We start from the raw sequence: 22560 nt of genomic DNA, 5'->3' as shown, positions 1-22560 counted from the left end.
TTATGAATATAAATATTAACAATTTAAATACATATGAAAAACAACTTTTCAATAAAGCAAATGAAGTAATTGCTCGATTGAATGATCATCAATTTCAAGGCTATATTGTAGGTGGTTCAGTTAGAAACATTTTATTAGGATTACCTATCAATGATATTGATATTACAACAGATGCTCTACCAGAAGATATGTTAAAAATATTTGAACATACAATTCCTGTTGGTATTGAACATGGTACGATTATGATCATTAATGAATTCCCATTTGAAGTGACGACATTCAGAACCGAACTTGGGTATTCAGATCACAGAAGACCTGATAAAGTTGCATTCGTTAAGGATTTGGTTGAAGACTTGAAACGTAGGGATTTTACTGTGAATGCCATGGCATTGAAAGGTTCTACTGTCATTGATTATTTTGATGGCATTGATGACATTCAAAATAAACTCATTAAAGCGGTAGGTAATCCATATGAAAGATTCCAGGAAGATGCACTAAGAATGCTTAGAGCATTAAGGTTTATGAGTCAATTGGATTTTGAAATAGAAAGATCCACGTTACATGCAATTCAATCCAATATCGAAACAATTCAACATGTATCTATTGAACGTATTATCGTTGAATTAAAAAAACTATGTCAAGGGACAAACTTTGAAAAAGCAATTTCATTATTTTTCGAACTTGGTATGAATTTATATATTCCTTTTTTTAAGGAGATTGAAAAAAGTGCATTTTGCAAATCAAATGATTTTTTAATATGGATTGCCAAACTATGTATCAACCAACCACAATTAATGAATCATTTAAATGCATTAAAAATTTCTAATAAAGAAAAGAAAACGATTAAATCAATGATTGAAATTAATGGTTTGATGCACTCTAATACAGATAAGCGATTAATATTATTTCAATACGGTATTGATTTAGTGATGCAATATATGCAACATTTTATGGCTAATTTTGAACAAAATATTGAAAGTATACAAAATTTGTATGAGCAATTACCAATTAAAAATAATAAAGCGTTAGCAGTGAATGGCCATGATATTATTGAAACTTTAAATATGAAAAGTGGCCCTTGGCTTAAAACAGTCATACATCAATTGACCCAGAAAGTTGTAACGGGTGAGTTAAAAAATGATAAAAATGAACTATTAAAGTGGGTAAAAGAACATGTCAAAATATAAATACGATATCATACATTTGTTGGTAAAAAATCAATCACAATTCATATCAGGACAAAAAATAGCCTCATTGTTAAATATTTCGAGAACTTCAGTTTGGAAATCCATTGAACAATTAAAAGAAGAAGGATTTATGATTACTTCTGTATCAAATAAAGGCCATCAATTAAAGTCGTGGCCAAAAAATTGGGACAAACATCTTATAAAATTAGTATTATCATCACAACATTATTTTAAACATTTTGAGGTTCGGGATGAGGTGGATTCTACACAGAAGTTAGCCCAATCATTACTCCATCAATTAGACGAACCTTTTATCGTAATCAGTGAACATCAATCAAAAGGAAGAGGAAGATTTAATCGCAATTGGGAATCAAAAGTGAATGAAGGTATTTGGATGAGTTTAGTATTTAAAGACCAAATTCCTTTTGAGAAAATTCAAACATTTAACTTATTTATATCACTTGCCATCGCAAAAACCATTCAAAAATTTGTAGATGCAGATGCTGTGAAAATCAAATGGCCAAACGATATTTATATACAAGATAAAAAAGTATGCGGGTTTTTAACAGAGATTAATGGCAATATTGATGAGGTTTCCGGTATTATATGTGGTATAGGGATTAACGTAAATCAAACAACATTTAATGATGAAATTAAAGATAAAGCAACGAGTATCCATTTAGCTGCTGATAATATCATAGATCGATATCAATTATTAGAAATGTTAATAAACAACATTCTAAAATATTATCAATTATTTTTATCTGTGCCTTTTAGCGATATTAAATCAGAATATCAATTGTATTCAAATGTTTGGCAACGTACACTTAAATATACACAAGGAAATAAAATCATCCATGGGAAAGCGATTAATATTGAAGACGACGGTCAACTTGTTGTGATAGATGAAAAAGGCCAGTTACATAAAATGATTAGTGCTGATATAGAAATGTAGGTGTATATATGTCTTTAAAATATGCTGTTGTAGATATCGAAACAACGGGTAATAATATTGAAACAGATGAAATGATTCAAATCGGCATCGCGATTGTTCAAAACCAGAGTATTATTCAGCAATACGATTCATTCATCCATACGCGATTAGAAATTCCGCACTTTATAAAGACATTGACACAAATTGACCAAAGTGATGTGCTAAATGCACCTCACTTTTATGATGTAAAGGAAACTATTTATCATTTGTTAGATAACTGTGTTTTTGTTGCACATAATGTAGAATTTGATTTAAAGTTTTTACAAAAATATTTTGCGGATGAAGGGATAAAGTTTGAACCAAAATATACAATTGATACGGTGGATCTATCAAAAATGTTATTTCCAACTTTTAGAAGTTATCAATTAAAGCAAATCACTTTAGCTTTAAATATTCAATTGGAAAATGCGCATCGAGCAATTGATGATGCAGTAGCGACAGCTGAACTATTAATTGCGAGTATTCAAAAATTGAAAAGCATGCCAATAGATACTTTAAAGCAAATTTATCACATTACAAAACAAATGCGCTATGATATTGATGAATTGGTATTTGAAACCATTATGAACTATGCATATCATCCACAAAATGTGATAAAAAGAGGGCAATTTTATGTTTTTGATCCTTCAAATGAGTCATTTAACTTTAAATGGCATGATTCATTTGAAGCATTCTATGAAATGATCATTCATTCATGCAACTACGAATATAGAACTAATCAATATAAATTGTCTGAAATGTTTTTAAATCAAATGTTATCAGGACAAGAGATGGCAGTTGAAGCGGATTTAGGATCAGGCAAAACATTAAGTTATGTCATTGCGGCACTTTATTTTATCACTTTAAAAAAAGAAAGTGTCTTAATTTCAACATCTACGATATTATTACAAAACCAATTGTTGAACCAAGAGATAAAGAAAATTAACGAAGCATTAAATATTAACTTGCCTGTTCAACTAATAAAAAGTAAACACCATTACCTTTCAATAGAGTTTATTCAATTTCTAATGGAACAAGATAGAGATAATCATGACAGTATGATTTTAAAAGTACAATTACTTGTATTTATATTAGAAAGTGATGGCGATATTGAAAAATTGAATTTAAATGGTGGTAGAAAAATTTATTTTGAGTTGATGCAAGTATTATTTGATCAAACGAATGTGCATTATTTGATGCCAAAACAAAAACATCCGTGTATCGGTATAACAAACCATGCACATATTGCGAGTATACATCACGAAAAACTTTTTAACCCTTTTAAACATTTAATTGTTGATGAAGCACATCAATTGCTTAACTATTTTTTAAATCAAACCATTACGGATTTATCATATGAACGTGTGAAATATTATTTATCACAAATTCAAAAAACAATTGAGTATGAAATGACATCAAGTAAAAAACAATCTTTAAATATGATACAAAAATTACAAAAAGCAACGGTTGAATTTAAACAAGCAAATGATTTATTTGAGGCGGTTGTTTTAAGATTTCTTAACTTGAATAAGGAAAGGATTTCATTAGAAAATGATCAAGAAATCATATCAGAACTTGTAGAAATTTATATGATTTTTGATCAATATCAATCATTGCCATTGAATACAACAATAAATAAATTATCTTCTTTTTTAGTAGATGCGTTTAATCCATTGATTCATTGTTTAATGCATGATCAAAATGTATTTGTTGAGATAAAAGATTTCAATAAATCTAAATTTACATTTTCATTTCAACAACATGATATTAATACATTAATTGATACGCAATTGAATCATTTCCAATCGAAAACCTTTCTTTCTGGAACATTGAAATCACTTGAATCGTTATATAAGTCTTTAAATATAATTAATGGTGAAGTGCTTCAATACCAGCAGCCACTTAATATTAAAGCACCATGTTTTATACCGTTAGATATTGAAACATATCAATATACGAATAGGCAATCTTATTTTGAAAGTATCATCAATTATATTGTTTACTTTTTACAAACCAAAAATGCAAAGACATTGATTCTCGTGAATAGTTTTGAGCAAGTCGAAATCATGAAAACTTATTTACAAGATGCGCTTGAAAATGTGGTGATATTATCACAAACAAAAAATACGCAAACTTCAAAATTAAATCAACAGTTTAATGATCTAGAGGAATGTGTATTAATTGGCACACAATCATTTTATGAGGGTATTGATTTTCAATTTTCAGGATTTAAATGCGTAATGATCATTACACTTCCATTTATGCATAAAGAAGATTATCGACTACAATTGCTTAAGCATCAATTAGACCATCCATTTTTTGAATATACGTTGCCAATGGCAGTGAATACATTTGAACAGGCGACAGGTAGATTAATTCGAAATAAAAATGATCAAGGTTTACTTATGTGTTTTGATCATCGGTTATTAAATGCGAATTACAAAAACTTTTTTATAGAAAAGTTGAATAAATTTGAAATTATTACGGGTGATATGAATCAGTTTGAAAAATTGTTACAAAATCTATCGTGAATTTCATAATTTACTTAAAAAAGTCCTTAAAAATTGGTAAACTAAATATATCTTGATGATTAGGAGTTGGCACTATGAAATTATCTAAACGCGTTCAAAAATTAACACCTTCATCTACTTTAGCAATTACTGCAAAAGCAAATGAACTAAAAGCAGAAGGAAAGCCTGTTATTGGTTTAGCGGCAGGGGAACCTGATTTTAATACCCCTCAAAATATTATCGATAAAGCATTCGAAGCTGTTCAAAACGGAAAAACTAAATATACACCGGCTGGTGGATTAAAAGAATTGAAAACGGCTATTCAACAAAAATTAAAGCAAGATAATCAATTGGACTATGAATTAAATGAAATCATGGTTGCAAGTGGTGCGAAGCATGCTTTATATAACTTATTCCAAAGTATTTTAGATGATGGAGATGAAGTCATCATTCCTATTCCATATTGGGTGAGTTATCCGGAGCAAGTCATTTTAGCAGGTGGAGAACCTGTTTATGTTTATACTGATGAAGCAACGGATTATAAAGTAACACCAGATGCTTTAGACAAAGTTAAAACAGAAAAAACAAAAGCTATGGTATTAAATTCACCTTCAAATCCTAGTGGTATGGTTTATACAAAAGAAGAACTTGCGGCTATTGCTGAGTGGGCAGTTCAAAATCAAATCATCGTTGTTTCAGATGAAATATATGAAACATTAACATATGAAGGCGAACATATTTCAATTGCGAGCTTAAATCCAGAAATTAAAGCTTTAACAATTGTTATCAATGGTGTATCAAAAAGCCATTCAATGACAGGTTGGAGAATTGGTTACGCTGCTGGAGATAAAGCAGTCATTAAAGCGATGACAGATTTAGCAAGTCATTCAACAAGTAATCCAACAACACCATCACAATGGGCAAGTATCGAAGCTTACAATGGTGACAAAACATTCTTAAACGAAATGAAAGCAACATTTAAATCAAGATTAGACACAGTATATCCAAAATTATTAGAAATCAAAGGGTTATCTTGTATTAAACCGCGTGGTGCCTTTTACTTATATCCAAATGTAATAGAAACTGCAAAATTATGTGGTTATGAAACTGTAGATGAATTTGTTGCAGGTTTACTTGAAGAGAGCTTAGTAGCTGTTGTACCAGGCTCAAGTTTTGGTAGTCCAGAAAATATTCGTTTATCATACGCAACGGATTTAGATTCAATGTTAACTGCAATTGATAGAATTAAAACATTTGTAGAAAAGAAAATAGGAGAAAAATAATGACGAAAATTACAATTAATCAATCAAGCCAATACGTTGGTCAAGAAGTAACGATTGGTGCATGGATTTTAAATAAACGTTCTAGTGGTAAGATTGCATTCTTACAATTAAGAGATGGAACAGGTTTTATGCAAGCTGTTGTTGTAAAAGAATCTGTGGGTGAAGATTTATTTAAAACAGCAAAAGGTATCACTCAAGAAACATCATTATACATTACTGGTATCATCAAAGAAGATGAGCGCAGTGATTTTGGATATGAGTTGGAGGTTTCTGGCATTGAAATCATTCATGAAGCAGTCGATTATCCAATTACACCAAAAGCTCATGGTACTGACTTTTTAATGGATCATAGACATTTATGGTTACGTTCAAAGCGTCAACATGCAGTAATGAAAATTAGAAACGAAATTATTCGTGCAACATATGAATTCTTTAATCAAGAAGGATTTACTAAAATTGATCCACCTATCTTAACAGGTTCAGCACCTGAAGGTACAAGTGAATTATTCCATACAAAATACTTTGATGAAGATGCCTTTTTATCTCAATCAGGCCAATTATATATGGAAGCTGCAGCAATGGCTCACGGTAAAGTATTTTCATTTGGACCAACGTTCCGTGCTGAGAAATCTAAAACAAGACGTCATTTAATTGAGTTTTGGATGATTGAACCTGAGATGGCATTTTATGAACATGAAGATAGCTTAAAAGTACAAGAAGCATATGTTGCTTACATCGTTCAATCTGTACTTAAAAATTGCAAATTAGATTTAAAATTGTTAGGTCGCGATACAGAAAAATTAGAAAAAGTTAAAGCACCATTCCCACGTATTTCATATACAGATGCAATTAAATTCCTTAAAGAACAAGGCTTTGATGACATTGAATGGGGCGATGATTTCGGAGCACCACATGAAACAGCGATTGCAAATCATTTTGATTTACCTGTATTTATCGTTAATTATCCAACATCAATTAAGCCATTCTACATGCAACCAAATCCTGAAGAAGAAGGTACTGTTAAATGTGCAGATTTAATTGCACCTGAAGGTTACGGTGAAATTATTGGTGGTTCAGAACGTATTAATGATTTAGCATTACTTGAACAAAGAATTAAAGAACATGGATTAGATCCTGCAGCATACAGCTACTATACGGACTTACGTAAATATGGAAGTGTACCACATTCAGGTTTCGGATTAGGTTTAGAACGAACTGTAGCATGGATTTCAGGTGTTGAACATGTACGTGAAACAAGTCCATTCCCACGTTTATTAAACAGATTATATCCATAAATTATTGAGGTCGAGACATAGTCTTGACCTTTTTATTTCAGGAGGTCATATGTCAATTTTTGAACCGAATATACAAATACCCAACATTTTATTAGAACAATATGCAAATATTGGATTGAATGAGCAAGATTTAGTGGTTATCATTAAACTCATTCAACATCAAATACATTCAAGAGAAATGCCCACTTTTGAGACTATAAGTACAGGTTCAACTTTAAACACAAATCAAGTCTCAAATATTATTTTGAAACTAATTCAAAAAGAATTTATAAAAATTGATATCATCAAAAACAGCGATCACATTATTGAAACCTATACACTTGAACCATTAGAAGCAGCATTGATTAATCAAAGTAAGCAATCTAAAATAGACCATATGCAAACAAAAGATCAGCTATTTTCAATGTTATTTGAAAAATTTGAGGCAGCATTCGCACGACCTTTAACTCCAATAGAGCTTGAAACCATTTCTTTTTGGTTTGATAATGAGCACTATTCATCAGATTTAATTATTGCTGCATTAAACGAAGCAATCACACACGGAAAAACAAGTATTAAATATATCGATAAAATATTGCTCAATTGGAAAAAACAAAATGTGGTTAGTGTTGAGGATTCAAAGGCAATAAGCGAACAATATAAAGTCACTAAAAAAGTCTCAAAAAAAGTAACATCAATGCCATTTTTTGATTGGATAAATGAGGAGCATCCATATGATTAGTAATAAGAAGTTAATAGAAATGTTAGATGTTATAGACTCAATGTTTCCTGATGCAGAGTGTGAATTGGTGCATGAAAATCCATTCGAGTTAACAATTGCTGTATTATTATCTGCACAATGTACAGATGTACTTGTGAACAAAGTCAGCAAAACGTTATTTCAAAAATACAAATCGCCTGAAGATTATTTAAATGTAAGTTTAGAGACTTTAATGGAAGATATTAAATCAATAGGATTATACCGAAATAAAGCAAAAAATATACAAGCCCTTTGCCGTATTTTAATTGATCAATATGATGGACAAGTTCCTGAAAATCATGCTGCATTAGTCAAATTACCAGGTGTTGGTCAAAAAACAGCGAATGTCGTTGTATCAGTAGCCTTTGGTATCCCAGCCCTTGCTGTAGATACTCATGTAGAAAGGGTATCAAAGCGATTAGGTATTTGTAGGTGGAAAGATAATGTAAAAGAAGTAGAGGCAACGCTTTGTCGAAAAATTCCTAAAGAGCGTTGGAATAAAACACATCATCAATTAATTTTCTTTGGACGTTATCATTGCGTTGCTAGAAATCCTAAATGTCAAAGTTGTCCGTTATTAAAAGATTGTCGAGAAGGACAAAAGCGTACGAAGAAGGTGAAATAATGTTTAAAGAAACATGGGATCAGCTTGAAGCTGAAATCGATATATATAGTGCTAATAGAACTTTAGATTGTGATGCTTCAAAGTCATTATTAGATGCATATTATGATTCCATCATCATGGCAATTAATGAACTAAATTTTGATGAACACAGTATGGAACTTAAAGCTAAAGAATCATATCATCGTTTACCATTGAACTTTTTTGAAAGAATTCATTACATTGAATCAAGAAAGTATCATTTTATGGGCTACCAACAAATGAAGACAATGAATAGAGAATTGATTAAGTTATTGGCTGTAAAAAATATTAAAAATCAACAGAAAAAATAAATATTATCACTTAAATAAATGTATAAAAAAACGAGCTTATCATCAATTGTTAAGCTCGTTTTTATTGTCCACTTGCAGCCTTTAAATCTGCTGCCGCTTTACCACTTGTAGCTTTTTCATTTGGTACCTGTGTCGTTTGAGGTGGTTGTGTAGATTCTTGAGTTGAAGGGGTAGTTTCCGTTGATTTAACTTCCGTTGTTTTAACTTCCGTTGTTGGCTTTTCTTCCGTTGTTTTAATTTCTTTTTTAGGATTTTTAACTACATTTGCAGCACGTGTATTGTTATTACGTGCTGCTTCAGTAGTATTTCGTGGTGTTTGAGATGGAATGACTTTTGTTTGGGGAATAATTCTGTCATTTGAGTATCCTTTAACTTCAATTTCATTTCCAACTTCATTCACTGAATCAGGTTTAGTAAAGTCACTACCATCTATAGGGTTGATTTGTTGCATCATTGCTTTAAATAAAGTTTGTGGTAATGCTTGTTCAACGTGACCTACGAATGAATTTGCACCGAATTCAGCGATTTCATCAAATCCCATCCAAACAGACATTGCATATTTAGGTGTGTAACCTGTAATCCATACGTCTTTTGCTGCATCTGATGGTAAGTTATATTTTGTATAATAATCATCAGCATATGTACCAGTACCTGTTTTCGCTGCCATGTTTAAACCTGGAATGTTGATATTAGATGCAGTACCACCAGGAGCAAATACATCTTTCATCATATCTGTAATCATATATGCTGTATAATCTTCCATCGCTTTATGTGAGTCATAATCAAATTCAATTGTTTCGTCATCTTGTGTAACAACTTTGCGAATTGCGTGTGCTTGGTTATATGTCCCACCATTACCAAACGCACTAAATGCTGCTGCCATTTGAGTAGGTGAGAAGTCACTTGCACCACCACCTAATGCTTCAGCAGGTCCAAGATCCTTTGATTTATAATTCAAGTCAAGTGCTTTTGCAAAGTTATATGATGAATGAGTTGTTACTTGATTTGTTTCTTGGAAAGTTTTTAAAGCTGGGATATTGTAACTCATACGTAATGCATCGCGAATCGTTAAATTTCCGTGCCCTAAAGTATCATAATTTTTAAATGTATGACCATTAATTGTGTATGCTGCTTCGTCTTGTACTCTATGAGCAGTAGACCATTTTTCATTTTCTATAGCTGGACCGTAACTTAATATCGGTTTAATTGTTGATCCAACAGGGTGAGGATCAGTCGCTAAGTTTCGATCTAATACATCTCTAAAGTTACGACCACCACTAATTGCAACTAAACCACTTGTTTTTGTATCTAAGATTGTAGCTGCTGCTTGATGGTGTTTATTTTTATAAACTGGTAAATTATCAACTGTATTTTGAAGATTTTGTTGAACATTCATGTCCATATTTGTATAAATCTTTAATCCGCTTGTTAAAATTTCATTTAATGTTTTACCTTTAAATTCTTTGTTGTCTTTTAATTCTTGCTTAATAACGTTTACATAGGATGCATATCTTTCGTCATTATCATTTTCAACTTTTTGTCGTTCTGCAACAGTTCTTTCAACTAGGTTTGTTTCAAGCTTTTCATTTTGTGCTTTTTCCATTTCAGCTTTTGAAATACGTTTATGTCTATACATTAAGTATAATACAGTATCTTTACGTTTTTCTGCCGCTTCAGGATGGTCATAAATGTTATAGCCATTTGGAATTTGAGGTAAACCTGCTAAATAGGCTGTTTCAGCTAAAGTTAATTGATTTAAATTCTTATTAAAATAATAATTGGCCGCTGTTTTGACACCATAAATACCATCAGAATAATAGATTTTATTTAAGTACATTTCAAAAATATCATTTTTTGAATACTCTTGTTCTAAACGGTAAGCTAAGTAGGCTTCTTGAGCTTTACGTTCTAAAGACTTTTTATCAGTTAAAAATGAACGTTTAATTACTTGTTGTGTTAATGTAGATGCACCTTGTGCTCCAAAACCACCAGTAACATTCTTAAGTACGGCACCTGATAAACGTTTGAAGTCAAGTGCACCGTGTTCATAAAATCGATTATCTTCAGTAGCAAGTACTGCATTTCTCATTTGATCAGGAATATCTGCAAACTTTACAGATTCTCGCTTTTGACCTTGATACAAAACAGTTACCAATTCATTATTTTTATCATATATTTTAGTTGGTAATTGGTCACGTAAACTACTTTCATTAAAAGCAGGAGCTCTCATTGCATAAAAGATAAATAAACCTAACAATAAAACAATGCCTAATGTAAAAGCAATGAGTAAGCCACCAAGAATTTGGATGATTGTACGTTTCCTATTTCTTTTTCCTTTTGTTTTTTTAGGTAAAATTGACATTTGTTATCCTCTTTTCTAAAAGTGTTCAATAAATTGATTTAATGTTTGTAAATAATCAATTCTCGGTTGATAGTTTTGTTTAACTAAGAAACCATCTCTTTTTATTGCTTGATATGGAATAGATTTTTTCTCATCGTTAATATATCTCTCCCAATAATGCATAAATGTTTGAATTGGAATCATATAAATTTCATTTAAACTTTGAAAATTTAACAATAAAAATGCAATGCCACCATGTTGTTTGATTTGCTGCATATGTTTCACTTGATGTTCATGTATATTAATAAGTGGAAAACTGGTTTTATTTTGCGTTACTTTTGCTTCAAAGTCAATATATTTTCCTTTATAAACCCCATTATAATCCGTGGTAGAAGCTTTTTGGAAATAGGCTTCCTTGATGACGGCTTTACTTCTTTTTGGATAATCAACATGAACTATTTGAATTGGTGTTGGTTTCTTGTGTATGACTGCAATTTGATGATTTAAATAATACTTATTGGTTAAGTCGATTTCTGTTTCAAATCGCATGCCACGCTTTCCATATTCAATTTTACTATGCTTTATTTCTGATGTCCCTCGGTCTACTGACTGAGATTTCTTTTTGTTTGGATAGTTAACCATTTAATCATTCCTATTTGAGTTCAAAGCTTATAAATTATACAATAAGTTTATCACAATCAATAGGGAGTTACACGAATGTTACAAGAATGTATAAAAGATTTAATTGAAGACTTACAAAAGATCAATGATTCTTTTATTAAGGCTAAAGAGGGGAATCAATTTGACTTTTATTTAATCATTAACCCATTTACTAAAAAAGTAGATCAACATATTGAATCATTATTAATTTTTCAAAAAGAAATCATTGCACTTCCTTTGATGAATCCAATGAAGTTGCATTTACTAATTGCACACTTAAAAGAATTGTCTGTGGAATGTTTTTATGAAAAAACAAGTAAAAAATTATTTTTAGATAAATTCAAAGCAGTTCAGCATGATTTAAAATATTTAGAAAGAAGTTTCTAAAAATGAAAAGCATTTATATTTCTGGTTATAAGCCATATGAGTTGAATATCTTTAAGCAAGATCAAAAGGAAGTAAAATATATTATTATTTACCTTCAAGAAAAAATTAAACAGTATATAGAAGAGGGATTAGAATGGGTCATCATATCTGGTCAATTAGGAATTGAATTATGGGCTGCAGAAGCAACGATTAGGTTAAAAAAACAATATGACATTAATCTCGCAATCATTGAACCGTTTTTAAATTATAATCAACGATGGAATGAAAATAACCAATTATATTATCAAAAAATTAAATCTAGAGCTGATTTTGTAAGTGTTTGTTTTAAGGATGAATATAAAGGACCATACATGTTTAAAGAGGCAACTAAATTTATATTAAATAATACAGAAGGTACGCTTTTAATATATGATGAAGATCATGTTGCTTCACCTCAATACTTAAAACGGGACATCATTGCATTTCAAGAAAAAAATCAATATAATATGGATATTACGACGCTTTATGATTTATCTGAATTTGTAACAGAATATTTACGAGAAAGTTAAGAGGTGCAGAAATGTCGGATGTGAGTTTAAAATTATCTGCTAAAGATATTTATGAAAAAGAATTTGAAAGAACATTAATTCGTGGATTTAAACCTGAAGATGTAGATAGTTTTTTAGATGAAATTATTGCTGACTATCAAAAGATGTCAGATATGAATAATGAATTATTGAAATTAACAGATGAAAATGCAAAGTTAAAGCGTGAGATTGAATCTTTAAGATTGCGTGTAGCAACTGGTGGTCATCATCAATCACAATCTAATCAAACAAACAACTTGGATTTATTAAAACGTATTTCAAATCTTGAAAAAGCTGTTTTTGGAAAGTAATGGCTTACGGTTAAAAACCGTGTTATAATAATACAATGTGAAAAAGATATCTCGGATAATCGCTATAGCAATATAGAGGAAAGTCCATGCTCACACAGCCTGAGATGGCTGTAGTGTTCGTGCTTGGTGAAACAATAAGCCAAGGCATTAATTTGACGGCAATGAAATCACCTAAGTCTTTGATATGGTGAGAATAGTTTGAAAGTGCCACAGTGACGTAGCTTTATTAGAAATAATAAAGGTGGAACGCGGTAAACCCCTCGAGTGAGCAATCCAAATTTGGTAGGAGCACTTTTCTAACGGAAATGAACGTATAGAAGAGGTATTTAATACAGACAGATGATTATCGCCGGCGTACGAGAGTAACTAGACTCGCTTGCAGTACTATGGTACAGAACATGGCTTATAGAGATATCTTTCTAGGTAGGCTCTCCTTTTGGAGAGTCTTTTTATTTGATGAATACAACTATAAATTCGTGTTAAAATAAAAATAAATAAATAAAACACAATAAAATTATTATGTAAACTTGGAGGAAATATGTATACAATTTTAGCCACAACACCAATGGGTCTAGAATCAATCGTTGCAAAAGAAGTACAAGCATTAGGGTATGAAACGACTTCTGAAAATGGTCGCGTTATTTATTCAGGAGATGCAACTGCTATTGTAAAAAGTAATTTATGGTTGCGAAGTGCAGACAGAATAAAATTAATTATTGGACGATTTAAAGCAACAACATTTGATCAATTATTTGAATTAACTAAGGCATTACCTTGGGAAGATTATATAGATGATAATGGACAGTTTCCTGTATCGGGAAAAAGTGTAAAGTCAACACTTTATAGTGTTCCTGACTGTCAGGCCATTGTAAAAAAAGCAATCGTTGAACGTTTGAAAAAAGCGTATAATAAAGCTGGTTGGTTAACAGAAGATGGTGCTTTATTTAAAGTTGAAGTTTCAATATTAAAAGATGAAGTATTATTAACGATTGATACTTCTGGAAGTGGCCTTCATAAACGTGGTTATCGTTTAGCACAAGGTGCTGCACCAATGAAAGAGACGCTTGCAGCAGCACTTGTTCAGTTAACCAATTGGAAAGGTGAAACACCTTTCATTGATCCATTTTGCGGATCAGGGACTATTGCAATTGAAGCAGCTATGATTGCACAAAATATTGCACCAGGATTTAATCGTGATTTTGCTAGTGAAGATTGGTCAATTATTCCTGAAGGGCTATATGATCAAGAGAGAGATTATGCTGAGTCAGTAGCTGATTATGATAAAGATATTAAAATTTTCGCGAGTGACATTGATTCAGAAATGATTGAAATTGCACGAAACAATGCTACTGAAGTTGGTTTTGGTGATGTTATTCAATTTAAACAAATGGATGTTCATCAATTACAATTAACAACAGAAAAGGGTATTATCGTTGGTAATCCACCATACGGTGAACGTATAGGTGAAAGAGATGAAGTTGAGTCAATGTATCGTTATTTAGGACAATTACTGAATGAAAATCCGAAATGGTCAATGTACATCATGACAAGTTATAAAACTTTTGAACAACTGATCAATAAAAAAGCAACGAAACGAAGAAAATTATATAATGGTTATATTGAATGTACTTACTTCCAATATTGGGGAGAAAAATAATATAACGATTACCTATGTTTATTAGTTAATTAAAAAGGAGAGAGACAGTTTTGTCTCTCTCCTTTTGTATTACCAAACTTTACCCTCTCCAAAGCCTTTCGCACCTGGAGGTGGATCAATGAACATTTGACCTACTGGAATAGTGTAAGCAATTAAAATTAATGCAATAGTTACAACAATTAAGAACTTCCAGTTTTCAACAAATTTATATGTTGGTTGATTTTGATCCATTGCTTCAGCAACTGGATATTCTTCAAAGCCTTTAGGGGCAAAGAAGCAAAGTTGAATAAATACGATTACTACTAGTATGATTGATACGAATAAAATTGTACCACCAATTGCTTGAATGACTTGGTAAGGAATCCATTCAGCAGCTACTTTAGAACCACCGTATTCAGAATAAGTAGAACGACGTGGTGCACCAAATAATCCGATGAAGTGCATTGCACCAGACATGATAGACATACCTAATGCCCACATATAACCTTGAATTAAAGCTAATTTATTAATTGATTTTGTCATTACACGGCCAGTACAATGAGGAATTAACCAATACATTGTACCAAAGAATGTTAAAATTACAGCCGTTGCTACTGTTAAGTGGAAGTGACCTGTGATCCAAATTGTGTTATGTACAACTTGGTCCATTTGTGCAGATGCGTTTACTAAACCACCAGCACCACCAGGAATAAATGCAGCCATACCAATGAATGGTAATACAAAGCGTGCATCACCCCAAGGTAGGTTTTTAAACCATCCAAGGATACCTTTAGCACCTTGCTTACGTCCATAAGCTTCAAACGTAGCAAATAAACTAAATGCTGTCATTAATGATGGAATAACAACCATAAATGTTAATACAACTTGAACATATTTCCATAATACATCAATACCTGGTTCAACCAATTGGTGGTGAATTCCGACTGGAATTGAAAAGAATAAGAATAACATAAAACTCATACGTGCTAAATTATCACTAAATGCTGTTGCACCAATAATTTTTGGAACAATTGCGTACCATGCCATATATGCAGGTAGTAACCAGAAGTAAACTAATGCATGTCCGAAATACCAGAACAATGTACGGCTCAATGAAACATCAATACGTTCAACTAATCCTAATGACCAAGGAATCATTTGGAATAAAACTGTAGAAGCAACACCAAGTGAACAAACGATCCACATTACATTGTTAATTGTAACCATGTATGATAATAATGGTGTTTTTTGGCCTTTATGCTCACGACGCCATTGCGCATAACGCATGATTTGACCTGCAGCAGAAATCCATGAACCTACTACAACTAATGCCATACCTACATAGAAAATTACATGTGCTTGTAATGGGGCATAGAATGTATAAAGGACAGTTGCTTTATTTAATAAAACCATTGTTGCTGCCATTGCAGTACCAATGAGCATTACCCAAAAACCAATCCAAACTAATTTTCGTTGTAAAGCTGTTAAAGGACCACATGTTCTTGCAACAGCTGAAGTTTGGAAGCCCATAATAAAGAATGTTGTTAATACTAAAGCAAGTATAATACCATGTACTGTTAAAATTTGATAATAACCAATACCTGCTGGTAATTTAAGTGTGCCTGAACGTACTAATGTTTGTAAAAGCCCAGCTAAACCACCTAAGATTAAACAAACAATCGCAACATACATATGTGCCATTACTAGTTTTGCATCTTTTCTGTCTAAAACAACTTTGTCTTTTTCAAGAAGTGGTTGATGATTTCTAAAAGATAAACGTTCATCTGTCGTTTGAATTGAATTCATTATTTATCTACCACCTTAATAATTGATTTCATGTCTGCATGTCCTGTACCACAATATTCATTACATAATAATAAATATTCACCCTTTTTATCAAAGGTCTTTACGAAATTACTAATATGTCCAGGCTCAATCATCATGTTTACGTTTGTGTGTGCAATTTCAAAACCGTGGTTAACGTCTTTTGAAGTTGCAATAATTTTAACTTTTGATCCTTTTGGAATTTTTACTTCTCCAGGATTGTAGTTAAATGCTGATACTACGAATACTAACTCATAATCCCAATCTTTACCTTCTACTTTATGTAAGCCAGGTTTATTGAATGGCTCTTTCTTATCTACCATTTCTGGATCGATAAATTCACGACCACTTGCTGCAGGTGCATGCCCATTATGAATTGCTGAAACAAAAATAATAACTAAGAATAAAACAAGTGAGGCCATCCCTAAACTAAGCCAAATCTTCTCATACTTATGCAACTTAATTCCTCCTATACGCGTTCTAAAAATAATATAAAGATTGCAAACCAAGTAACTACAAATACGCCACCTAAAAATAATACCGACGCCATAGTTCCACGTAGATCAAGTTCATTGTGATCATGATGTGTATCTACTTTAGAATTTACATTATTCTCATTCATCATTGACACCCTTTCTTATTAGCTTTTCTTTCTTTATAATAATAGAGTAAGCGTTTTAATAATGTGATAAATGTCACACTTTTTAAGTTTAAGTTAAAAATTTCACAAATAAAATGTCATAGAGGTAATTATGGAAAAATTAGAAAAAATCAAACAATTATACCAATTAAAAAAAGAGGTAGAAAAATCTGATCATTTTGTCCTTCAAAATCAAATTAATGAAGTAATCAAAAAAGTATATGACGACCAATATGTCATTAGTTTTGTAGGGCATTTTTCATCGGGTAAATCGTCGTTAATTAACCACTTATTCAATGAGCAAATATTACCAAGTTCACCAGTTCCAACTACAAGTAATACGGCACAAATTGTTTCCAATGAAAATTCATTTATAAGAGTGAATTTAGAAAATCAAACATATACGATTGTAGAAAGTTATGAGGAAATAAAACGTTTAAATACGTTAAACCATTCTATTGAAGCTATTGAGATTCATCGATCAACACCTTTTCCAATAAATACTATCATTCAAGATACACCAGGTGTTGATGCTACTTTTAAAAACCATGAACATAGTACATTAAAGTATTTATTAATTAGTGATGTTGTATTTTACACTGTTGAATATAATCATATCCATTCAGAAAAGAATTTTGAACAATTAAAGCTGCTAAATGAAATGGGTGTAAAAGTATATTTGATTGTTAACCAAATCGATAAACACAATGAAAATGAATTGTCATTTGATCATTTTCATAATGAAATCATTCAAAACTTGAATCGCTATCAAATTGACATTGAAGGACTGTATTATAGTACGATATATTCATCTATCCATAATCAATTTGAGCAAATCAAATCATTAATTCATGATTTAGCTAACAATAGAACAGGGTATAACGTTTATTTTGATCGCATTACAAATTATATCGAAGCGCGTCATATTGACTTTTTAAATGATCGATTAAATAAAATATTAAGTGCTTTAGATATAGAAGCGTCGCAGTTTGAAGCAACTTATAATACACATAAAAATAATCAAAAAATCTTCAATGAGCAATCTATTTTAGCTGATGAAAACAATGAACAATTATTAAATGATGAAGTCAAACAAACTTTAAAAAATGCCTATTTAATGCCTTTTGAATTAAGAGAAAAAATTCATAAAATGCTTGAATCTTTTACACCCCAATTTAAAGTGCATGGTCTATTTAATAAGGCACAAAAGAAAAAGCAAATTCAAGATGAACTATGTTTAAGTGTTTTATCACATTTGAACACTTTAGTTGATAAAGAGGTTAATTTTCAACTTAGTCAGTATTTTAAAAAATTCGAAAAGTATTTAAATAATGTTCCTGAAATTATTGACTATAAGGCTAATCAACAAGATTTGGTTGATGTAATGGTAGAGCAAACAACAATAACTAAAGATTATGTATTGGTGTATTCAGATAAATTAAAACAGCACATTGAACATCTAATTAGAAATTATATGAGAATATATATTCAAAAGTTCATAAAAATGATAAATATGTCGAAAATAAATAATCAATGTGACAATGGGGATGAAGATTTATTTACAGATTATCTTAATTTAAAACAATTACATCATTCAATTTCGACGCATAATTTTGAGCATTATTATATTCATGTGGATGAATCAATCGATAAATTAATTGGCCGAAAAGAAGTAACATTAACAATAGAAGAACCAACAAAAAAATCTTATGAAAAGAAAACTAAAGAGACGGAATCTCAAATGGATTATTCTTTAGCACACATTAAAGAAAGCATCACGTTATTTGACAAAATACCTTATTTTCAAAGTATGGTGCAATCGTTAAAAAATGATATTTCTAGAATAGAAAATAATATCACTAAAATTGTCGTGTTTGGAGCATTTAGTGCAGGGAAGTCTGCATTAATCAACGCATTGTTAAAAGAGCGTTTATTAACATCTTCACCAAATCCAACGACAGCCGCAATTACTGAAATCCATTTCGGAAATCAACACTATGTAACATTTAAGACTCAAGACGAGATATTATTCGATTTGAATCAAATGGCTAACGCTTCAGAAACATCGATTGAAACATGGCTTAATTTACATTTAAAAATGAAAGATAAGTTGGATTCAGCCCATAAAAATTATATTGAAGCCATTGAAAAACATTATAATAAATACAAACAACATTTAATATTAGGAGATCGTATTGAAATTACACAAGATGAGATTCATAAATATAGTGCTGATGATGCACATGCAGCATTTGTACATAAAATTGAAATTGGATCTCTCAATCCATTCATAAAAAACACAATCATTATTGATTCACCTGGCACGGGAAGTACCAATAGCCGCCATACTAAAGAAACGACGGAAATCATTGCTGACAGTGACTTATTAATTTATGTTTCATACTATAATCATGTATTCACTGAAAAAGATAAAGCATTCTTAAGTTATTTAAACCAAGTAGAAATCATCAATGAAAATAGTCAATCTTTTTATATTATTAATGCCGTCGATTTAAGAAAAGATGAGTCAGAGTTACAGTTGGTTGTAAATTATCTTGAAAGTGAACTATTAAAATTACAAATTAACGATGACATCTATCCTGTATCTAGTAAATTGGCTTTAGAACAAGAAGAACCTTATTTCGAAAGATTTAAAAATGCTGTCGATCACTTTGTTAATGAATTAAGTCAAAAACAAAAAATAGAACAGTTATATTTAAAAAATGGTCGAATGATACAACAAGCAAATGATATGGTTTCCCATTTCAGTGAATTTAAATTACAATTAGATGCTAGAAATCAACAGTATCAACAATGGCGAGAAAATGGTTTATTCCATTCATCGTTAAAAGTAAATGTATTAAATACGTTGTTAAAATATTTTAATGAACAACTTGTGTATCTACATGACAAGATGAAAATTCAATTGTTTGATGTGATTAAAGCTGAAGTTAATACTTCACAAAAAGTGGAAGAAATAAAACCACAATTTATTTCAGCTGTTAAAGAAAAACTTAGCGAAGATTTAATTTTAATGATACCTCGATTGAATAAGTATTTTGTGAATTTAGTAAATGAATCAAATGTAATATTAAATAAAGAATTAATACAAAACGAATTGTTTACAGATATAGAATTCAATCACCACATTATTAACAATTCATTAGTAAATTTAGATTCAATGTTAAAAGAATTAAATAATATGAAATTACCAAAAATTACTTCTAAAATGTTGTTAAGTGATAAGCATCATCAAATATTAATTGATCAAATTCATACGGAAGCATTAAGCTCAATAGATCAAAGTATAGAAGTGTTTAAAAACGAACTCACTGACATAATTAATAATGAAATTAATATCATAGATGTATTCATTAAAAATTGTGAACAAGACATATATAGTGAAATGCAACAAATGGAACAAAATAAAGTTGATGCGTCTGTGATTTCTCAGATTCAAACTATATTAAATCAATTGTAATGGAGTGTCCTTCATGAAAATATGGATAGGTGAAGAAGAAGCATTTGAAAGCATAAAAAATCAACAAGCCATTTTATTTGATGTACGTAGCGTAATGGATAATAAGGAAGCAACATTGAATGGTTTCAAAGAAATCATTCAAGATAGTGTGCCAATCCTAGATTATAAATATTTGTATGGAACCATTCATTCTAATCATACAAACCCAGTTGTTTCAGGTAGACACCCTTTACCTGATTTAAATCAATTGTATGCGAAACTAATACACCATACTATGAATAGTCACGGAGAAACAAAAGATATTATCATTATTGACCACCAAAATGGCTTCAATGCATCGCGATTAGTCTTTCTGTGTAAATTATTAAATTTGAACAGTCAAATAATTGATGGTGGCTATGAAAATATAACTTTATTTAATAAAGTACCTTATGAATTAGATGATAAAGAAACATTTAAAATTAAAGATTTAGACGATAAAAATAAAAATTTTAATCAAAAGTATATTGCATTTTTTGATGAAATCAAATCGATAATTGAAAATAAAAAAGATAACAAAATATTAATTGATGCTAGAGCATATCAGAGATATATTGGTGAAATTGAACCAATTGATTCAATTAAAGGGCACATTCCTACAGCGATAAATATCCCTTATAACACTTTATTTATTAATGGGTATATTAAAGATAAAACATCACTCCGAAACATTTTTAAAAATGTTTTAACGAAAGAATGTATTGTTTATTGTGGTTCAGGTATGAGCGCCACACCATTATTTTGTGCATTGCTATCACTTGATGAAAAAGTTAAAGTTTATGCTGGTAGCTATTCTGAATGGATTGAAAAAAATAATAATGTAGAAGTAGGAGATTTTAATGAATAATATATTAATTATCGATGGTATGGCTTTATTATTCCGTCATTTCTTTGCAACAAGTTTGCACAAAAATTATATGAAAAATAGTAAAGGCATTCCGACGAACGGCGTACAAGGATTTGTAAAACACGTCATTAGTGCAATTCATGACACGGACGCACATCATGTAATCGTTTGTTGGGATATGGGCAGTAAAACATTTAGAAACGAAATTGATGCAAATTACAAAGCACATAGACCTGCACCTCAAGAAGAGTTGATACCACAGTTTGAAATGGTACAGCAAGTTTCTAATGCATTAGGATTTTTAAATATTGGTGTGCATCAATACGAAGCGGATGACGTTATAGGAACTTTAGCAAAATCACTTGAAAACAAGTATCAAATTAAAGTCATTTCAGGCGATAGAGATTTATTACAAATTTTAGATGAACATATTGAAGTATGGTTAACGAAAAAAGGCTTTAATATTTACAATAAATATAATTTATCAAGATTTATTGATGAATATCAACTGCAACCAAAACAATTAATTGATGTTAAAGCATTTATGGGAGATACTGCTGATGGATATAGTGGCGTAAAAGGAATAGGTGAAAAAACTGCAATAAAGCTAATACAATCCTATGGTTCTGTTAATGCTGTTATTGATGCAATTAACACATTACCAAAAGGGCAACAAACAAAAATTAATGAAAATATTGATCAACTTCGTTTAGCATTGAGATTAGCTGAAATACACACTGAAGTCCCTTTAAATATTGATGAGATAAAACAAAATATGCCTTATACAGTAGATTTCAATCATATGAAGCAAATTGCAAATCAATTTGAATTAAAAGTCGTATCTAATTTTATTAATCAATTTAATTAAAAAAGAACGACTCAAGTTC

At 30.7% G+C, this 22560-nt stretch carries 20 protein-coding genes and 1 other RNA gene; 16 read left to right on the top strand and 5 right to left on the bottom strand.

Going from position 1 to position 22560, the window contains the following annotated elements:
* Nucleotides 1-2 precede the first annotated feature (2 nt).
* The 8 genes from ER639_RS02805 to ER639_RS02770 all read left to right on the top strand — a co-directional run bounded on the left by ER639_RS02805 (nt 3) and on the right by ER639_RS02770 (nt 8941).
* Nucleotides 3-1187 carry a CCA tRNA nucleotidyltransferase gene (locus tag ER639_RS02805; protein WP_129064230.1) on the top strand — a complete coding sequence of 395 codons (1185 nt, stop codon included), beginning with the start codon at nt 3-5 and terminating at the stop codon, nt 1185-1187.
* Nucleotides 1174-2142: a biotin--[acetyl-CoA-carboxylase] ligase gene (locus tag ER639_RS02800; protein WP_129064229.1), complete on the top strand. Its 969-nt coding sequence runs from the start codon at nt 1174-1176 to the stop codon at nt 2140-2142. Before ER639_RS02805 ends, ER639_RS02800 begins: the two co-directional genes overlap by 14 nt.
* Nucleotides 2143-2150: 8 nt before the next feature.
* The gene (locus tag ER639_RS02795; RefSeq protein ID WP_129064228.1) at nt 2151-4691 is read left to right on the top strand and encodes a helicase C-terminal domain-containing protein; all 2541 of its coding nucleotides are present in this window, start codon (nt 2151-2153) and stop codon (nt 4689-4691) included.
* Nucleotides 4692-4765: 74 nt separating this feature from the next.
* Entirely contained in the window at nt 4766-5953 is a 1188-nt protein-coding gene (locus ER639_RS02790; RefSeq protein ID WP_129064227.1) for a pyridoxal phosphate-dependent aminotransferase, read from the top strand.
* Entirely contained in the window at nt 5953-7248 is a 1296-nt protein-coding gene (gene asnS, locus ER639_RS02785) for an asparagine--tRNA ligase (protein ID WP_129064226.1), read from the top strand. The genes ER639_RS02790 and asnS overlap by 1 nt, the downstream gene beginning before the upstream one ends.
* A gap of 49 nt (nt 7249-7297) precedes the next feature.
* Entirely contained in the window at nt 7298-7969 is a 672-nt protein-coding gene (locus ER639_RS02780) for a DnaD domain-containing protein (RefSeq protein WP_129064225.1), read from the top strand.
* Nucleotides 7962-8612 (top strand): endonuclease III, encoded by a 651-nt coding sequence (gene nth / locus ER639_RS02775; RefSeq protein ID WP_129064224.1) that lies wholly within the window; start codon nt 7962-7964, stop codon nt 8610-8612. The genes ER639_RS02780 and nth overlap by 8 nt, the downstream gene beginning before the upstream one ends.
* Nucleotides 8612-8941 (top strand): YpoC family protein, encoded by a 330-nt coding sequence (locus ER639_RS02770; RefSeq protein WP_129064223.1) that lies wholly within the window; start codon nt 8612-8614, stop codon nt 8939-8941. The genes nth and ER639_RS02770 overlap by 1 nt, the downstream gene beginning before the upstream one ends.
* Before the next feature lie 61 nt (nt 8942-9002).
* Here the strand turns inward: ER639_RS02770 and ER639_RS02765 are convergent, their stop codons facing one another.
* Both ER639_RS02765 and recU read right to left on the bottom strand, forming a co-directional pair.
* Nucleotides 9003-11303 (bottom strand): transglycosylase domain-containing protein, encoded by a 2301-nt coding sequence (locus ER639_RS02765; protein WP_129064222.1) that lies wholly within the window; start codon nt 11301-11303, stop codon nt 9003-9005.
* 15 nt (nt 11304-11318) lie between these two features.
* Nucleotides 11319-11924 carry a Holliday junction resolvase RecU gene (recU, locus tag ER639_RS02760; protein ID WP_129064221.1) on the bottom strand — a complete coding sequence of 202 codons (606 nt, stop codon included), beginning with the start codon at nt 11922-11924 and terminating at the stop codon, nt 11319-11321.
* 75 nt (nt 11925-11999) lie between these two features.
* Here recU and ER639_RS02755 point away from each other — a divergent pair, with 75 nt between their 5' ends.
* From ER639_RS02755 to ER639_RS02735, 5 genes are all read left to right on the top strand, one after another.
* Entirely contained in the window at nt 12000-12329 is a 330-nt protein-coding gene (locus tag ER639_RS02755) for a DUF1798 family protein (protein ID WP_129064220.1), read from the top strand.
* A gap of 2 nt (nt 12330-12331) precedes the next feature.
* Complete coding sequence (locus tag ER639_RS02750) at nt 12332-12877, top strand: SLOG family protein (RefSeq protein WP_129064219.1); 546 nt, start codon at nt 12332-12334, stop codon at nt 12875-12877.
* Nucleotides 12878-12888: 11 nt separating this feature from the next.
* The gene (gpsB, locus tag ER639_RS02745) at nt 12889-13206 is read left to right on the top strand and encodes a cell division regulator GpsB (RefSeq protein ID WP_129064218.1); all 318 of its coding nucleotides are present in this window, start codon (nt 12889-12891) and stop codon (nt 13204-13206) included.
* 47 nt (nt 13207-13253) lie between these two features.
* Nucleotides 13254-13617, top strand: an RNA gene (gene rnpB / locus ER639_RS02740) — RNase P RNA component class B.
* 127 nt (nt 13618-13744) lie between these two features.
* Entirely contained in the window at nt 13745-14863 is a 1119-nt protein-coding gene (locus ER639_RS02735; protein WP_129064217.1) for a THUMP domain-containing class I SAM-dependent RNA methyltransferase, read from the top strand.
* 69 nt (nt 14864-14932) lie between these two features.
* On the opposite strand, the gene ER639_RS02730 is transcribed toward ER639_RS02735, so the two are convergent.
* The 3 genes from ER639_RS02730 to ER639_RS02720 form a co-directional block, all read right to left on the bottom strand.
* Nucleotides 14933-16543 (bottom strand): b(o/a)3-type cytochrome-c oxidase subunit 1, encoded by a 1611-nt coding sequence (locus ER639_RS02730; protein WP_240663985.1) that lies wholly within the window; start codon nt 16541-16543, stop codon nt 14933-14935.
* Nucleotides 16544-16647: 104 nt separating this feature from the next.
* Nucleotides 16648-17130 (bottom strand): cupredoxin domain-containing protein, encoded by a 483-nt coding sequence (locus ER639_RS02725; RefSeq protein WP_129064422.1) that lies wholly within the window; start codon nt 17128-17130, stop codon nt 16648-16650.
* A 5-nt stretch (nt 17131-17135) separates the two neighbouring features.
* Entirely contained in the window at nt 17136-17288 is a 153-nt protein-coding gene (locus tag ER639_RS02720) for a cytochrome c oxidase subunit 2A (protein ID WP_129064215.1), read from the bottom strand.
* A gap of 130 nt (nt 17289-17418) precedes the next feature.
* Between ER639_RS02720 and ER639_RS02715 the strand changes: the two genes are divergently transcribed.
* The 3 genes from ER639_RS02715 to ER639_RS02705 are packed head-to-tail and all read left to right on the top strand — an operon-like array spanning nt 17419 to nt 22541.
* Nucleotides 17419-20787, top strand: coding sequence for a dynamin family protein (locus tag ER639_RS02715; protein WP_129064214.1), 3369 nt, complete (start codon nt 17419-17421; stop codon nt 20785-20787).
* Between the two features lie 13 nt (nt 20788-20800).
* Nucleotides 20801-21673 (top strand): sulfurtransferase, encoded by an 873-nt coding sequence (locus ER639_RS02710; RefSeq protein WP_129064213.1) that lies wholly within the window; start codon nt 20801-20803, stop codon nt 21671-21673.
* Complete coding sequence (locus tag ER639_RS02705) at nt 21666-22541, top strand: 5'-3' exonuclease (RefSeq protein WP_129064212.1); 876 nt, start codon at nt 21666-21668, stop codon at nt 22539-22541. Before ER639_RS02710 ends, ER639_RS02705 begins: the two co-directional genes overlap by 8 nt.
* Nucleotides 22542-22560 lie beyond the last annotated feature (19 nt).

This window comes from Macrococcus sp. DPC7161, from assembly GCF_004117835.1.
Lineage (GTDB): Bacteria > Bacillota > Bacilli > Staphylococcales > Staphylococcaceae > SDSC01.
The sequence above is the reverse complement of the archived record's forward strand: the minus strand, read 5'-3'. Positions and strand labels throughout refer to the sequence as shown.